General features: G+C 71.9%; 14 protein-coding genes. 9 read left to right on the plus strand and 5 right to left on the minus strand.

From position 1 onward, the window contains the following. Positions 1-57 precede the first annotated feature (57 nt). Positions 58-513: a DUF6640 family protein gene (locus tag ACIBKY_RS52390; protein ID WP_397109743.1), complete on the plus strand. Its 456-nt coding sequence runs from the start codon at positions 58-60 to the stop codon at positions 511-513. A gap of 34 nt (positions 514-547) precedes the next feature. Here the strand turns inward: ACIBKY_RS52390 and ACIBKY_RS52395 are convergent, their stop codons facing one another. Beyond that, positions 548-1,093 (minus strand): CGNR zinc finger domain-containing protein, encoded by a 546-nt coding sequence (locus ACIBKY_RS52395; protein ID WP_397109745.1) that lies wholly within the window; start codon positions 1,091-1,093, stop codon positions 548-550. 83 nt (positions 1,094-1,176) lie between these two features. Between ACIBKY_RS52395 and ACIBKY_RS52400 the strand changes: the two genes are divergently transcribed. Further along, positions 1,177-2,391 carry an MFS transporter gene (locus tag ACIBKY_RS52400; protein ID WP_397109747.1) on the plus strand — a complete coding sequence of 405 codons (1,215 nt, stop codon included), beginning with the start codon at positions 1,177-1,179 and terminating at the stop codon, positions 2,389-2,391. A gap of 15 nt (positions 2,392-2,406) precedes the next feature. Here the strand turns inward: ACIBKY_RS52400 and ACIBKY_RS52405 are convergent, their stop codons facing one another. Next, complete coding sequence (locus tag ACIBKY_RS52405) at positions 2,407-4,668, minus strand: phosphatidylserine/phosphatidylglycerophosphate/cardiolipin synthase family protein (RefSeq protein WP_397109749.1); 2,262 nt, start codon at positions 4,666-4,668, stop codon at positions 2,407-2,409. A 142-nt stretch (positions 4,669-4,810) separates the two neighbouring features. Here ACIBKY_RS52405 and ACIBKY_RS52410 point away from each other — a divergent pair, with 142 nt between their 5' ends. The 5 genes from ACIBKY_RS52410 (at position 4,811) to ACIBKY_RS52430 (ending at position 10,116) form a co-directional block, all read left to right on the plus strand. Next, complete coding sequence (locus ACIBKY_RS52410; protein WP_397109751.1) at positions 4,811-5,941, plus strand: ROK family protein; 1,131 nt, start codon at positions 4,811-4,813, stop codon at positions 5,939-5,941. 126 nt (positions 5,942-6,067) lie between these two features. Beyond that, positions 6,068-7,249, plus strand: coding sequence for a Gfo/Idh/MocA family protein (locus tag ACIBKY_RS52415; protein WP_397109753.1), 1,182 nt, complete (start codon positions 6,068-6,070; stop codon positions 7,247-7,249). Next, complete coding sequence (locus ACIBKY_RS52420; RefSeq protein WP_397109755.1) at positions 7,246-8,058, plus strand: SDR family oxidoreductase; 813 nt, start codon at positions 7,246-7,248, stop codon at positions 8,056-8,058. The genes ACIBKY_RS52415 and ACIBKY_RS52420 overlap by 4 nt, the downstream gene beginning before the upstream one ends. Before the next feature lie 31 nt (positions 8,059-8,089). Then, positions 8,090-9,160: a glycosyltransferase family 4 protein gene (locus ACIBKY_RS52425; protein WP_397109757.1), complete on the plus strand. Its 1,071-nt coding sequence runs from the start codon at positions 8,090-8,092 to the stop codon at positions 9,158-9,160. Then, positions 9,157-10,116 (plus strand): DMT family transporter, encoded by a 960-nt coding sequence (locus ACIBKY_RS52430; protein ID WP_397109759.1) that lies wholly within the window; start codon positions 9,157-9,159, stop codon positions 10,114-10,116. The genes ACIBKY_RS52425 and ACIBKY_RS52430 overlap by 4 nt, the downstream gene beginning before the upstream one ends. 25 nt (positions 10,117-10,141) lie before the next feature. Here the strand turns inward: ACIBKY_RS52430 and ACIBKY_RS52435 are convergent, their stop codons facing one another. Together ACIBKY_RS52435 and ACIBKY_RS52440 are read right to left on the minus strand one after the other, a co-directional pair. Then, the gene (locus tag ACIBKY_RS52435; RefSeq protein WP_397109761.1) at positions 10,142-11,146 is read right to left on the minus strand and encodes a saccharopine dehydrogenase NADP-binding domain-containing protein; all 1,005 of its coding nucleotides are present in this window, start codon (positions 11,144-11,146) and stop codon (positions 10,142-10,144) included. A gap of 70 nt (positions 11,147-11,216) precedes the next feature. Then, positions 11,217-12,389, minus strand: a complete 1,173-nt coding sequence (locus ACIBKY_RS52440; RefSeq protein WP_397109763.1) for an amidohydrolase family protein — start codon at positions 12,387-12,389, stop codon at positions 11,217-11,219. Between the two features lie 61 nt (positions 12,390-12,450). Here ACIBKY_RS52440 and ACIBKY_RS52445 point away from each other — a divergent pair, with 61 nt between their 5' ends. Both ACIBKY_RS52445 and ACIBKY_RS52450 read left to right on the plus strand, forming a co-directional pair. Beyond that, the gene (locus tag ACIBKY_RS52445) at positions 12,451-13,086 is read left to right on the plus strand and encodes a TetR/AcrR family transcriptional regulator (RefSeq protein ID WP_397109765.1); all 636 of its coding nucleotides are present in this window, start codon (positions 12,451-12,453) and stop codon (positions 13,084-13,086) included. Positions 13,087-13,137: 51 nt separating this feature from the next. After that, positions 13,138-14,286, plus strand: coding sequence for an FAD-dependent monooxygenase (locus ACIBKY_RS52450; RefSeq protein ID WP_397109767.1), 1,149 nt, complete (start codon positions 13,138-13,140; stop codon positions 14,284-14,286). A 138-nt stretch (positions 14,287-14,424) separates the two neighbouring features. Here ACIBKY_RS52450 and ACIBKY_RS52455 read toward each other — a convergent pair whose 3' ends face one another. Continuing rightward, on the minus strand, positions 14,425-15,213 hold the full coding sequence (locus tag ACIBKY_RS52455) for a TetR/AcrR family transcriptional regulator (protein WP_397109769.1): 789 nt from the start codon (positions 15,211-15,213) through the stop codon (positions 14,425-14,427). Positions 15,214-15,256 lie beyond the last annotated feature (43 nt).

Consider the following 15,256-nt stretch of genomic DNA (forward strand, 5'->3'; position numbering starts at 1 on the left):
AGAAAACTAGATGCCCTAAGAGAAGTGTCGCCCCATCAAACCCACCTGGACCCTGTCATGCCCTTCCCCCGAATCCTGATCGCCCTGGTCGCCGTGATCACCACGGTCGGCGCCGTCCTGGCCGACCTGGTGGTCCCCGACCTCGCCGCGCAGCACGCCTTCAACCCGGCCTGGCCGCCGCACGCCAAGTTCCACGACGCCCAATACATGGTGATGACCGTGCTCCTCGGGATCATCGGCCTGGCCCTCGCCCTTCGGCGAGGCCGGAACTCGCCGCTGCACGCCGCCGCCATCCTGGCCGTCCCCTGGGTCGGCATGATCGGCGCGCTGCTGTTCCCCGGCACCGCCACCTACGACCCGGAGTTCGCCGGCCGGACCGTCTTCGTCCTCGGCCTGCACGGGCAGGTCTTCCTGGCGATCGTCCTGCTCCTGACCCTGCTGGCCGCCGCGGCGGCGACCCTGCTCGCGCCGGCGAACCCGCCCGGTCGTGAGCGTCACCCCGCCTCTGCCTGATCAGAGGGCTCCGGGCAGGGGCGGAGGACGTGGCTCAGGCCTGGCGGCGGCCGCGATAGGCGGCGGTCTTGGCACGAGCCGTACACGCCGCACCGCAGTAACGACGCGACCCGTTGCGGGTCAGGTCGATGTAGACCGCCTCGCACTGGTGCGCCGCGCACTCTCCGAAACGATCCGGCCCGTAGCCGTCCACCACAAGGGCGAGCACCATGGCGAACTCGCCGCCCAGAGCCTCCACCGGGGTTCCGCCGGAACCGTGAAAGTGCAGGTGGAAGGGCTGCCCAACATCCTCGACCAGGTACGGCTGCGCGCCGTACCTGGCGATCATGGCATTGACGCGGGCGGCCTGGTCGGCCGGGCTCGCGGCGAGCAGGGCCTGCCGCAGCTCGGTGGCCAGCTCGGCCAGGCGAGCACCGGCATCCGGTACGGCGAGCACCGCCGCGGCCGTCCGGTCACCGAGTCCCGCGGCGAACGCCGCCGCCAGGGCCTCGCCGACCGGCGGCAGCACCGAGGCGCCGCCCCGCCGGCGCGCCGTCGCCAGGTTGACCAGTTCGGTGAGCAGCGGAGCCTGCCGGGTCACGTTACAGGCTATTTCCACTTGACTAGTAACACCTCTTCCAGATGTCATGGGTGTAGTCCAGTTAGATGGTAACGGAGTCGCCCATGCTCGCACCCTACCGACACCTGCTCGCCTGTCCGGGCGTCCCGCGCCTGCTCGCCGCCGGACTCATCGTCAAACTGGGCACGCCCGTCCTCAGCCTCGCCTTGCTGCTGGCCGCGGTCGACAGGCTGGGCTCCTACGCCGTCGCCGGGCTCGTCCTCACCGGCCACGCGCTGGCACTGGCGCTGTGCGCGCCGCTCGGTGGCCGGGTCGCCGACCGGTACGGCCCGCGCCGGGCACTGAAGGCCTACCTGGCCGCCCACACCCTGGCCTACGCCCTGCTCCTCCTCACCCCGCCCGCCCTGATGATCGGCGCCGCGGTCCTGCTCGGCGCCACCACCCCGCCCGCGGGTTCGGTCATCAGGGGCGCCTGGCCGCGCCTGGTCCCCGAGGCCCGCCTGCCCGCGGCGTACGCGGCCGACAACGCCGTCAACGAGACGATGTTCATCGCCGGCCCCCTGCTCGTGCCGGTACTGACCCTCGTGGTCTCCGCCCACAACGTGGTGGCGGCCGCCGGCGCCGCGGTTCTGCTCGGCACCGCACTGCTCCTGACCTCACCGGCGGTACGGCCGGTGGAACCCGCCGCACCGGGCAGGTTCCGCCTGGCCGGGCCGCTCACCCACCGGCCCACGCTCCTGCTGCTGGCCGTCGCCGCGTCCGGCACGTTCACCTTCGGCTGCCTGCGCGTCGCCGCGGTCGCCTCGGCCGACTCCTTCGGCTCAGCCTCCTCCGCCGGCGTCCTGATGGGCCTGCTGTCGGCCGGGGCCCTCCTCGGCACCCTCGGGTACGGCGCGCGGACCTGGCCGATCACCTCCGGCCGCTTTCTCGTCCTGTTCTCGCTCGCCGAGTCCCTCCTCCTGCTCGGGGCGGGCCGGGCGCCCGGGTTCATCACGCTCGCCGTGCTGATCACGCTGGTCGGGCTGGCGACGGGGCCACGCGACGCCGTCGTGCCGGCGCTGCTCGCCGACCACGCGCCCGCCCGCTACCGCACCGAGGTCTTCGCCTGGCTCAACACGTTCATGTGGGCCGGCTACGGGCTGGGCACCGCCGTCGCCGGCCGGCTCACCGGGCCGGTCGGCGACGGACTGGAGGGCACCGGCCCCGCCGCCTTCGTCGCCGCCGCGGCCGGTGCGGTCCTGGCGGCCGTCGCCGGGTGGTTCGCCGCGCGATCGGCGAGGCCCGCCGGCTCGGCCCCGCAAGCCGACCACGTGGCGTAGGAGGACCGTCACCCCTCAGGGGGCGGTGTTGGTGAATCCGGTTCTGGCCACGATGTCCGCGTAGCCGTTGACGTTGAAGTCCTCGGTGTAGAAGTAGGTGAATCCGCCCGGTCCGGCGCTGACCGCGGTGGCGAACTGGTTGCCGACCGTGTTCGGGTTCATGCGCTCGGCGGGAAAGCGGCCGGTCGCGGAGCCGTCGGCGTTGAAGCCCTTGGCGTACACCTCGTGCGTGCGGTCACGGTTCCAGATGTCGGTCTCGGTCCAGCCGACGACGAAGCTCCCGGACGGCTCCGCGGCGATCGACGGCGTCCCCTGCACGGCGCAGGTGTTCAGGTGGCAGAGCGGCGGGTACTCCAGGTTGCCGTCGGCCTGGTCGCCGAGGGTGTAGCGGCCGTTCTTCACCGGCTTCTCGGCGAACCGGCCGGCGAGCGCCGGAGTGAATCCACGGGTCCGCACCCGCCAGATGCCGTCGAGGTTGTCGCTCCAGGCCACCACGCTGTTTCCGGACGAGGTGGTCGCGACCGCCGGGGCGAGGTGCTGGCCCGCGTTGTTGGCGTTGATCTGGGTACGGCCGGCCACCACGGCCCCGGTCGTGCCGAGCCGCTTGCCGTACACGTGCGGGGCCTGTTGCCAGACCACGGTGGCGACGCCGGAGGCGTCCACGGCGACGTCGGGCCGGTCGCCGGCGCCGACCTCGTCCGGGCCCCAGAGCCGGGTGGCGGCCGGGGAGTATCCGGCGGCGCGGACGGACGAGGTGTGAGCGTCCTCCCAGACCACGGTGAACGCTCCGGCGCCGGTGACCGCGATCCGGGGCCGCGCCTGGTCACCGCGCCATTCCGGCTGGTTGACCCAGATCGTGGCGCCGAGCCGGCCGGTGACGGAGAGCTCGCGCACCGCGATGTTGTGCTCGCCGCGGCAGTCGCCGTCCTCGGCCCAGGCGATGTAGGCGTTGCCGGCGTCGTCGACTCCGGCGGCGGGCTGGACGTGGTTCCATCCGGTGGCGCAGCCCGCTCCGCCCATGTCGACGCGGATCGGGCCGGTGACGGGCCTGCCGTACCGGTAGATTCTGGCGATGACCCGCGCACCGCTCTCCCAGGTGAGCGCGGTGTAGCCGTTGCGTTCTGCCGAGGCCCTGGGGGTGCGCTCGTCGTCTGCGGCGTTGGCGGCCATCTGAAGCGCGGCGTCCGGGTACGCGGCGGGCACGACCTTGATGGCCTGCTCGTACATCAGATCCATGTTGGCGGTGTAGGCGGCGTAGATCGCGGCATCGTCGATCTTGACGAAGGAGTCGTCCGCCGTGGTCAGCGAGCCCGTGTTGATGTTGTGCGAACCGGTGTAGACGTACTCTCTGCCCAGCGCGTCCTCGGTCAGCATGATCTTGGAGTGGATCGTGCCCACGTCGCAGGTGGTGACGGGCTCGTGGCAGCCGCCGGGCCGGAAGGTGTGAACGACCAGGCCGTCCTTGGCGAGTTCCTTGGCCACCTCCGTCGTCTGGTTGCCCTCCGGCACGAAGATCTGGATCGAACAGCCCTGCTTCTTGCGGTTCACCAGCGCCTTGCGGACCGCGACGCGGTCGAGCGCGAACTGGGAGTGCGCCAGCCGGATCGAACCCGGGCACGAGACCGCGTCGATCGCCGCCGCCATCGGGTCGTCGGCGCGTGGCGTCATCCAGACGGTGACGTCGCCGCTGTCGGAGGTGAAGGAGCCCGACCAGGTGTGGATCTGCTGCGACCACAGCTTGTCGAAGACGCCGCGATATCCGGCGGCCAGCCCGGCGTCACCGGTGCTGACCAGCATGTTCTGGTGTGCGCCGAACTTGGCGTCGAGGTTCTGCGAGCTCTGCGCCACCACGTCGGTCCTGCCGTCCAGCAACCGGCTGAAGACGGCGAACTTGTGGTGCATGACGTCTTTGGCGGTGCTGTTGCAGGCGTCCGCGCACAGCACCACGTGGTCCGGGCCGAGCTCGCCGGCCAGCTGGTCGAGGAGGGGGTTGTGCCCGGTCTTCTCCGCCACGACCCTGACGTCCACGCCGCGTCCCGCGGCCTGGACGAGCTTGTTCTTGATGACCGCCCGTTCGAGCACGAACGTGGCCAGCCGGAGGGTGGAGCCCGGTGCCGCCTGGTCGATCAGCTCGATGAGCTTGGTCTCCAGCGAGCCGTCGGTGGGGCCGGTGACGCCCGGGGCGGTGAAGTACGCCTCGAGCCGCGGGGCGGCTGCCGCCTGAGCCGGTACGGCCAGGCCGAGCAGCATGACTAAGCTGGCAAGAATCTTGAGCATGTGACCTCTCTCATGGGATGACGCACCGAGGGGGTGACCAGTTCGAAGGTGGCGGACACAAGATCGTCTCTGAGTGCTGATCCCCGAAATCGCATTTATAGTGGACTCCACAATTAATAGCCGTCAAGAGGGGATCAACGCAGTGACCCTCGCTGTCAGCGGTGGCGACCTCCAGCGACTGCGGCGGCTCAACGCCCTCGCCGTCGTCTCCGCCCTGCGCGGAGCCGGACCGCTCCCGCTCACCCGGCTCGCCGAGCACACCGAGCTGGCCAGAGCGACGATCAAGGAAGTGGTCCGGGACCTCATCTCCATGGGCTGGGTCGCCGAGATGGATCCGAGCACCGGTGGCGGCAAGGGCCGCCCCGCCCGCCGCTATCGCTTCCGCGCAGAGAACGGCCGGGTGCTCGGCCTCGACATAGGGGCGCACAAGGTCCTGGCCGCCATCAGCGACCTCGACGGCGACGTCCGGCACGTGTCCCGCGAGCCGATCACCCCCGGGCACAGCAGGCAGGAGCGTCTGGCCGCGGTCGACCGGGCCGTCGACGCCTGCCTGGCCGCCACCGGCACCTCACCGGCCGACGTCTGGATCACCACCGCCGGGAGCACCGGCTACGTCGACAACGAGGGCAACATCGTCGTCTCCCGCGCCATCCACGACTGGTCCGGTGTGCCCCTGGCCGGCCATCTCACCGCCCGGCTGGCAGGTGAGGTCCTGGTGGACAACGACAGCCGGCTCGCCGCGCTCGCGGAGTGCCGCCGCGGGGCCGCCCGCGACGCGCGCAACATCGTCTACCTGCACATCGGGCGCCGGGCCGGCGCGGCCATCATCCTGGACGGCGTACCGCTGCGCGGCTCCACCGGGGCGGCCGGCGAGATCGGCCTCCACCCGCTGTTCCACCTGGCCGACTCCAGCGACCTGCTGACCGCGGGAAACTCGGGACAGGCCGTCTTCGACGCGGCCCGGCGCGGCGACGCCGCCGCGCTCAACGCGGTCCTGCGCTACGTCAAGGTGCTCGCCCTGGCCACCGCCGCCATGACGCTGACCGTCGACCCCCAGGTGATCGTCATCGGCGGCGGGTTCTCCCGCTCGGCCGACGTCCTGATGCCACCGCTCCGCGCCGAGCTGGAGACGATGTGCCTGCGCACCCCCGAGCTGCGCGCCTCGACGCTCGGGGACGAATGCGTGGCCATCGGGGCCGTCTGCCTCGGGGTCGAGCACCTCAACCAGCGGTTCTTCAACCCGGAGAACGGGCCGGTCGCTCCCCTCCTTTAATGATGCTATCCACCATATTAGTGCGCGAAATCGCTTTAAGTCTTGTCTTTTCAATCATCATTAGGCATCTTGATCGCAACGGCACCACGCCTTGACGACTCAACGTGATGGAGAGGCCGACAGAGCATGGACGATCTCCGCATTGCCGCCATCGGGCTGGGACAGAGGCGCAGCCTCGCCGTCGCCGCCCACCGCGAGTCAGGCCGCGGGTCGCGGATCACCGCAGTCTGCGACCTGGATGAGACCACCCTCCGCACGGAGGCCGACTTCTTCGGCGCGAACGCCGCCGAGACCGACTACCGCCGTCTGCTGGACCGCGATGACATCGACGCGGTGCTGGTGGCGACCCCCGACCACACGCACGCCCGGGTGGCGATCGACGCGCTGCGCGCCGGCAAGGCCGTCTACCTGGAGAAGCCGATGGCGACGACGGTGGCGGACGCCGACGCCGTACTGCGTGCCGCCAGGGAGTCGGGCTCCCGGCTGTACGTCGGGCACAACATGCGGCACATGGAGGTGGTACGCCTGATGCGCCGGCTCGTGCTCGACGGCCGGATCGGCACCCCGAAGGCGGTGTGGATCCGCCACTTCGTGGGCCACGGCGGCGACTACTTCTTCAAGGACTGGCACGCCGAGCGGTCCAAGGTGAACAGCCTGCTGCTGCAGAAGGCCTGCCACGACCTCGACGCCATGCACTGGATCGTCGGCGGCCACACCGAAGAGGTGCAGGCGCTGGGCGGGCTGACCGTCTACGGCGACCTGCCGCGGCGCGCGGCCGGGGTCCCCAAGGCGGAGAACTGGCTGAGCCTGGAGCATTGGCCGCCGTCGAGACAGCGTGACCTCAACCCGGTGATCGACGTCGAGGATCTGGCGCTGCTGAACCTGCGCCTGGGCAACGGGGTGCTGGCCGCTTACCAGCAATGTCACTACACCCCCGACTACTGGCGCTCCTTCACGGTGATCGGCGACGCCGGGCGGCTGGAGAACTTCGGTGACGAGCCGGGCGGCACGATCCGGGTGTGGAACTCGAGCCGTCGTGGCTACGACCCGGCCGGAGACGCGGAGTTCCGCATCCCCGGGCCGGTCGGGGGGCATGGCGGGGCGGACGCGAAGGTGATCGAGGAGTTCGTCCGGTTCGTGCGTGAGGGCGGGCGCACCGACACCTCGCCGGTGGACGCGCGGACGGCCGTGGCCGCCGGTGACCTCGCCACCCGCTCGTTACGGAACGGCGGCGCCGTACTGCGGGTCCCCGAGCTGGAGGAGTCGCTGCGGGCCTACTTCGACAACGGACAGGTGGAGGCGGCATGAGCGGACGTCAGGACCGATTCGACCTGAGCGGACGGGTGGCGCTGGTGACCGGCGCGGCCGGAGGCGTCGGCCGGGTGACGGCACGGCGGCTGGCGGCAGCGGGCGCGGCGGTGGCCGTCACCGACATCGACGAGTCCGGCGCGACCGGCCTCGCCCGGGAGATCGCCGCCGGCGGGGGCCGGGCGCTCGGCCTCCGGCTGGACGTCACGTCCGCCGGGAGCGTGTCCGCGGGATTCGCCGCGACCGCGCGAGAACTGGGCGGCCCGGTGGACGTGCTGGTCAACAACGCCATCGTGGCCTGCCCGGTACCGCCCCACTTCCACGAGGCGCCGGAGCGGCTCTGGGACACCGACCTCGACGTGATCGTCAAGGGTGCGGTGCGCTGCGTACAGGCGGCGCTGCCCGAGATGATGGCGCGTGGCGACGGCGTGATCGTGAACGTCGTCTCGGTGAACGCCTTCGCCTTCTTCGGCCACCCCTCCTACAGCGCGGCCAAGGCGGCGATCGTCTCGCTGACGCGCTCGCTGGCCGTGGAGTACGGCGGGCACGGCATCCGGGTGAACGCGATCAGCCCCGGAACCATCCGCACCCCGGCCTGGGACGAGCAGATCGCCAAGAACCCCGCCACCTTCGACGCGCTCAAGCAGTGGTATCCGCTGGGCCGGGTCGGGGAGCCGGAGGACGTGGCGGCGTCGATCTGCTTCCTCGCCTCCGACAGCGCCGCCTGGATCACCGGGTCGGTCCTGACGGTCGACGGCGGGCTCACCGCGGGCAACGCCCTCATGGCCCGCTCCGTCGAAGGCAACTAACCCCTCGACCCGACAGGAAAGGACGCAACGCATGCGTGTCATGCATCTGGTGCAGTGCGGCCCCACGACCGGTGGAACCGTCAGCCATGTCGCCACCCAGGTGACCCACCAGATCGCCCGCGGGCTGAAGGTCGCCGTGGTGGCCGGGAGCGACGGGGTGCTGACCGGGCACTGCCGCGAGGCGGGCGCCGACGTTTTCGTCGACCCGACCCTGCTCCCGGTGCCGGTTCCCGGACAGCCCGGCGACCCCGCCGCCCTCCTCGCCGCCGGTGCCGGCTGGCGGCCGGACCTGATCCACGCCCATCTGATGCACGCCGGGTTCCGCGGTGAGGAGCTCTCCTCGGCGATCGGTACGCCGCTGCTGTACACGCAGCACATGTACAAGCCGGTGGACCCGTTCCTTGAGGCCGCCCTGGCCACCGGCGCGGGCTTCCCGGTCATCGCCGTCGCCGAGTTCGCCCAGCGGGCCATCGCCAAGTTCCTCGGCGACGCGGGCCGCGTCCACTATGTGCCGAACGGCGTCGACGTCCCCTCGCCGTCGGGCTTCCGGCTGGAGCCGGGCGCGGGGCCGCGGGTCCTGTACTGCGGACGCCTGTCGCCGGAGAAGGGCGCGGATGTCGCCGTCCTCGCGTTCGAGCTCATACTCGGCCAGGTGCCCGGCGCGAAGCTGCACCTCGTGGGGACGGGCCCCGACGAGACCCTGCTCCGCAGGCTGGTCTCCGCCCTCGGGATCGCCGATCACGTGCGCTTCCACGGCAGCGTGCCGGGCGCCCTGACCGCCGAGGTCGGGGCGGACGTCCTGCTGGCCTCCTCCCGCGGCGACGCGGCCAGCCTCGTCGTCCTGGAGGCGATGGCCTCCGGCGTCCCCATCGTGTCGACGGCGGTGGGCGGCATCCCCGAACTGGTCCGGCACGAGGTGGACGGCCTGCTGGTCGCTCCCGACAACCCGCACGCCCTGGCCCGCGCCGCGCTGAACGTCCTGGCTCGCGAGGACCGCGGCGCCGCCATGACCACCCGCGCCCGCGACCGGCACCGGGAGCTGTACACGGCCGCCCGCATGGTGGACCGCACCTGCGCCGTCTACGAAACCGTCACGCGGTGAGCGGTGGCAGAGGGCGGTTGATCTGGCAGTCCGTCGCGCTGGTCCTCCTGCTGGCCTCGACCTGGCTGGTCGTCGAGGCCTCTCTGCGCGACGCGAGCACAGCGATCGTGTCGGCGGGCCGTACCGCGTTCACCGTCCTGGGCCTGGTGGCGCTCACCTGGTGGTCGCCCGCCTCGCCGTCGCCCGCCTCCCGGGCCACGGGTTATCGGTGGTGGCAGATCGGGCTGCTGGCGCTGACCGGTGTGACCGCGTACACGGTGCTCTCGACCGTCGCGATCAGCCTCGCCGGGCCGGCGCTGCCCGCGCTGACCCTCTCGCTGACCCCGGCCGTGGTACTGATCGCCGAGAGCGTGATGCTGCGCACCCGGCCCTCACCACGCACCGTCGCCGGAACCGTGATCGCGGTCGCCGGTGCCGTGCTCTACACGGTCCCCCGGCTGGCGGGGTCGCTCGGCGACGACGTGGCGCTCGGGGCGCTGGTCGCGCTCGCGGCGATGTTCTCCATGGCCTTCTACGGCCTCTACTTCAGCAGGACGAACCGCGGCTACCAGGGGGCGATGGCGCCACGCATCCTGCCGATCTTCGCGGTCGGGACGGTGCCGCTGGCCGCCTGGGCGGCGACGGACGTCGCGGCCGGCGAGCGGGTGAGCTGGACGGTGCTGGGCATGCTCGTGCTCCTGGGCATCGTCATCTACGTGCCCGTCTACCTCCTTCAGCACCGCATCCTGCTGACGGGCGGGCCGTCCTACTCCGCTCTGCTGGGCCTCGCCGTACCGCCGCTGGTGGGGGTCAGTTCGGCGCTGACGCACCTGGCCGGGGCGCCGACGTCGACGCAGATCGCCGGCATGGGACTCACGCTGGCGGGGATGGCACTCGTCATCCGGAGCAAACTCGCGCGGGAGAAGAAGGACGAGCCCGCTCACGCCACGCTGCCTTCCGATACCCGATCTCCATAGGGCGGGCACGAACGGGCCGGACGCGTCAGCGGCCGTCAGGGCCGAGCAGGAGGTCGAATCCGTCGCTCGCGAGCTCGGTCAGGAAGGCGATCGGGTCCACCAGCTGCTCGATGTGCCGGACACCGGGTGGTAGCGCGGGCAGGTCACGGATGAGCAGTGCGGCGGCGCGCCCGGTCACGCGGCTCTGCCGCCGCCCGCTGAAGGACACCCCGCCCTCGCCGTCGCCCTCGCCCTCGCCCGAGGTGACGGTCACGGCGAACCCGTCGCCGCCGAAGTGGAACCTCGCCAGCGCGCCGAGGAGCAGCGACCGGACCCGTCCCCGGCGCAGCAGGCGGGCGGCGGCGGGCCGTCCGGCCACGGCCAGCAGCCTGGTGAGCAGCCGGGAGTCCAGGCACAACCCGGTGCGTACGGCGGGCACGCCGAGCGTCCCGGGCAGCGTGTACTGATCGGAGAACGGGAAGCGGTGGACGACGCGCGAGCCGTACGGCACGGGAAAGTTCATCGTCCAGGAGCCCTCCAGGGTGCCCAGCCCGTCCAGGGTCCAGGCGATCGCGGCCGGGCCGTGGTGTTCACCCGAGCCGAGCAGGACGCCGACGCGCAGTTCCGTGGACGGCGCGCGCTCGGCGCGGACGCGGGCCAGCAGGTTGGTGACCCCGGGGACCAGGCCGACGCTGAGCGCCGCGGTCGCGCCGGATGCCCGGGCCACGTCGTCGAGGCCGCCGATCCCGGCCAGCAGGTCGTGGGAGGCCGACACGTCCACGTAGCCGATGCCCCTCTTGAGGCAGGCGTGGGCGACGCGGGCGTTGTCGATCTCGGCGCACATCAGGACCGTCGTGACCCCGTCCAGCGCCCTGGCCAGATCGGCGGGGTCTGCGGCATCGACGCGCATCGCGACGGTGCCGGGAACGGGCGCCGCCCGGCCGGGGTTGCGGCCGGCCACGATCACCCGGGTACCGGGAACTCCGGCGAGGGCGGCGGCGGCTTCGCGGCCGACCGCGCCGTAGCCGCCGAGAATGAGGACGGTGTTCATCTCCGATATCCCGATCCATGTCGATGAAAGCGGCTGGAACGATGTCTCCCGGCCGGGGCTGCGGGACCGCTCACGAGGGGGTGACGACCGCACGTCCGCCCGCCATCACGAGCAGGGGGAACTCGAGGTTCTTCACGCCGCCGTGCCCCTTGCGGATGTCCCCGGCGGCGGCGATGAGGTCGGCGGGCGCGCCGGGCCGCAGGGTGCCGAGCGGCGCCAGCCCCAGGTGCTCGCCGGCGAGCGAGGTGGCCGCGGCGAGCGCCTGCTCCAGGGAGAGCCCGGCGTACGTCATCAGGCTGAGCTCCTGGGAGTCGAACCCGTGCGGGATCTCGGGATGGGCCATGTCGGTGCCGTAGAGCAGCCTGCCGCCGAGGGAGACGAACTCCTTGGCGTTCCTCATCGCCCCCGTGGTCCTGGACTGGGTGTCGAGGGTGCCGATCATGCGTACACCCTGCCGGACGGCCTTCCTGAGCAGGTCGGACGGCAGCGGATCGGCGGGGCTGTGCGCCCATTCGTCCGCGCCCGCCGCCAGCGCGAGGCGGGCCCCGCGCTCCTCCCCGATGTGCGCGCTCACCTTGCGTCCGCGCCGGTGCGCCTCTCGCACCACGGCGAGCACCGTCTCCAGCGACGGCATCGGCCACGGCGGAGGCGTCGAGGCGTGCTCCCCGCCCCACGGCGCCCCGGACTCCCCTCCGGGCTCCAGCGCGATCTTGATGACCGCCGCTCCCTGGTCGACGAGCTTGGAGACGGTACGGCGAGCCGAGTCCACCCCGGTGACCACCGCGGCCAGCCCCGTCCCCCAGGTGGGGATCGGATAGCCGCCCGGCGCGGTGACAAGGGGCCCGGAGCCCAGGTAGCGCAGCCGCCCGGGCCCTTGCGGGCCGCCCCGCACGTGGCCGCCGAGGTCGCGGACCGTGGTCACCCCGTGGCGCAGGATCCGGTCGAAGGGCACGTGGTTCTGGGTGGCGTGCACGTGAAGGTCGATCATCCCCGGCGCGATGGTCGCCGCCCCCAGGGCGAACCTGCGGGCCGAGGACCCGCCGACCGCCCGCGCCGGGCCGGACCGCACCACCTTGCCGTCCTTGACGAGCACCGCGGCGTCCTCGACGAAGCGCCGGCCGTCGAACATGAGGTCGGCGGTGACGAGTACCTCCTTGCCGGCGGCGACCTCCTGGTTCTCGGCGAAGGCCGCGCCCGACACGGCGACCAGGGCGCCCAGCTTGATGCTCTCGCGTCTGTTCATCTCACCTCTTTTTGTAGTCCGACTACAAGAATGTTTTTGTAGTGCTGCTACAGTCAAGTGGATGGGAGAAAGATCACAGCAGGTGGACGGCCGCACCGCACGGGCACAGGCCACCAGGGCACGTGTCGTCGCGGCGGCGGCAGAGCTGTTCACCAGCGCCGGCTACACCTTGACGAGCATCGGCGCCATCGCCGCGGCGGCCGGAGTGGGCGAGCAGACCGTCTACTACTCCTTCGGCACCAAGAAGGCGATCCTCGCCGCCGCGCTCGACCGGGCCGTCGCCGGCGACGACCGGCCGATCCCGACGCTGGAGCGTCCGTGGGCGCGGGAGGCGGTGGCCGATCCCGACCCGCGCGGGCAGCTCCGCCGCCAGGCCGCGGGGGCGGGCGACATCTACCTGCGTGCAGCGCCCCTGCTGGACGCCGTACGCAGCGCCGCGCCCACCGATCCCGACCTGAGCGAACTCTGGGCGACCAACCTGCGGCAGCGCCTGACCGTGCAGCAGGTCTTCGCCCGGGCCCTGGCGGGCAAGACGCCGCTGCGCGACGACATGGAACCGGAGACCGCCGCCGACATCGCGCTGACGATCTTGTCTCCCGAGACCTACACGCTGCTGGTCGCGGAGCGCCGGTGGAGTCACGCCGCCTGGCGGGCCTGGGCGGAAACCGCCCTCACCAGAATGCTCACCCTCCTGTGACCGACGTACTGCTACCTTCGTACTAGTACGATCGTAGTGAATGGAGGACGCATGCGGATCGCAGTGGTGGGCGCGGGGCTGGGGGGCGTCGCGGCGGCGGTCGGGCTGCACCGCCAGGGTCACGAGGTGAGCCTGTACGAGCGGGGCGCCGAACTCCGGGAGGCGGGCACCGGGGTGGTGATCATGCCGAACGGCACCCGGGCCTTGCGGGAGCTCGGGCTGGACGGCTACGTCCGTACGCTGTCCCTGCCCGCCACCGACGCGGGCCTGCGCGACTGGCGCGGACGGCCACTGCTGGTCACCGACTCGACCCGGGCGCAGCGAGAGTTCGGCGCCGCCGCCGTCGTGGACCGGGCGGAGCTGCACCGGTCCCTGCGCGCCCCGCTGCCCGACGGCCTGGTACGCACCGGCCTGCCCGTCGAACGCCTGGAACCCGGCCCCGACGGAGTCACGGTGGTCGGCCAGGGGCGTCCCGTCGAGACGGTCGACGCCGCGATCGCGGCCGACGGCGTCCGAAGCAAGCTGCGCACGCACCTGTTCCCCGGCCACCCCGGGCCGAGGCGGACCGGCCGGATGGACCTTCGCGGCACGCTCCCCCGAAGCCCGGAGCTGCAGGAGAACGGCCTGCTGGCGGCCATCATGGTCGATCGGCGCACCGGAGCGAACTTCGGCCTGTTCCCCCTCGGTGACGACGCGTTGTACTGGTACACCGACACCCCGCGGGACGGCCCGCCCCCCAGCGCGGAGGAGGGGCGGCGGGAGGTGCTGGCGATGATGGCCGGATGGCACCCCGGAGTCCTCAGGGTGATCGCGGACACTCCGGCCGAGGCCATCCACGTCGACCCGATCGTCAAGCTCGCCGAGCCGCTGACCTCGTACGTGTCCGGCCGGATCGCGCTTCTCGGCGACGCCGCGCATGCCATGTCACCCGACCTCGGGCAGGGGGCCAGCCAGGCCTTCGAGGACGCGGCCGCGGTGACCCGGCACCTGACCGGCGCCGAACCGGGAGAGGTCGTCCAGCGGCTTCGCCGCTACGACGCCGAGCGCCGTCCCCGCGCCAACCGCATTCTGCTGGCGGCGGCCCGGCAGTCGCGGCTGACCTCCCTGACGGGCGCGCCGGCGTGGCTACGCGACGCCATGCTGCGCCTGATCCCGAAACGGCTGGCCACTCGGCAACTCGCCGCCCTCTGGCATGCCTAGAAGCCGGGACCCGCTTCAGTCGGGCCCCGGCTTCAGTCGGGACCCGCGACCACCAGAAGGACCATCATCCCGGCGATGGCCAGGAACACGAGTACGGCCAAGCCGGTGAAGACGCGCTGCCACAAGGGAGCCCCCGATTCAGTGGATCCCCTGCGAAGATCCGTGCCGGATATCCGCCTGCGCGGCGATCAGCGCCTCGATCCCATCGAGGATCAGCCCCAGACCGAAACCGAACTCGTCCTCGGCCCCTTCTTCCGCGGGCGTCCGGAACACGCTGGAGGCGAACAGCTTGGCCGCTTCCGGGAAGCGGGCCGGCTCCACGAGCGGAGAGAGGGCCGTCCCGTAGTCGCGCTCGCTCTGCGCCTGGTCGAGTCCGCTGTCGAGGCGGCCTTGGGTGAGTTGCTGCTCCAGGGCGCTGGCGGTGCGGACGTATCCGCCCAGGAGGTTCAGGATGCCGAGTTTCTCCGGCCAGTCGAGGCCGGTCTCCCGGAGGGCGCGCAGCAACGCGTCCATCCAGCCGATCGCGTTCGGCCCGACGGGCGGGCCCGTGATGGGCAACTGCGCCAGCCAGGGGTGGCGCCCGTAGACCCGGCGGCTGGTCAGCGTCCACCGCCGCAGAGCCTCCCGCCAGCCGGCGGCCTCGTCGACCTCGGGCGCCGGGCCGATGGCCAGGTCGCCCATCAGCTCGCACAGTTCATCCTTGGAGCCCACGTGGCGGTACAGCGACATCTTCGTGAATCCCAGCGCCTCGGCGACCTTGGGCAGTGTCGCGCCGCCCAGGCCGTCGCGATCGGCGAGCTCCATCGCCTTGCGCACTACCTGTTCCACGTCGAGCTCGGCCGGGCGCCCGCGCTGGTGCCCCGGAGAAAGGCGCCACAGCCGCTTGACGTGCTCGGAAACGTCGGGCTCCGCCCTCTTGTCCTGCATGTCAATGACCTTAAACCCTTATAGTGTCCTATAGATAGTATAT

Origin of the sequence: Nonomuraea sp. NPDC050394 (assembly GCF_044459065.1) — a bacterium.
Classification (GTDB): Bacteria; Actinomycetota; Actinomycetes; order Streptosporangiales; family Streptosporangiaceae; genus Nonomuraea.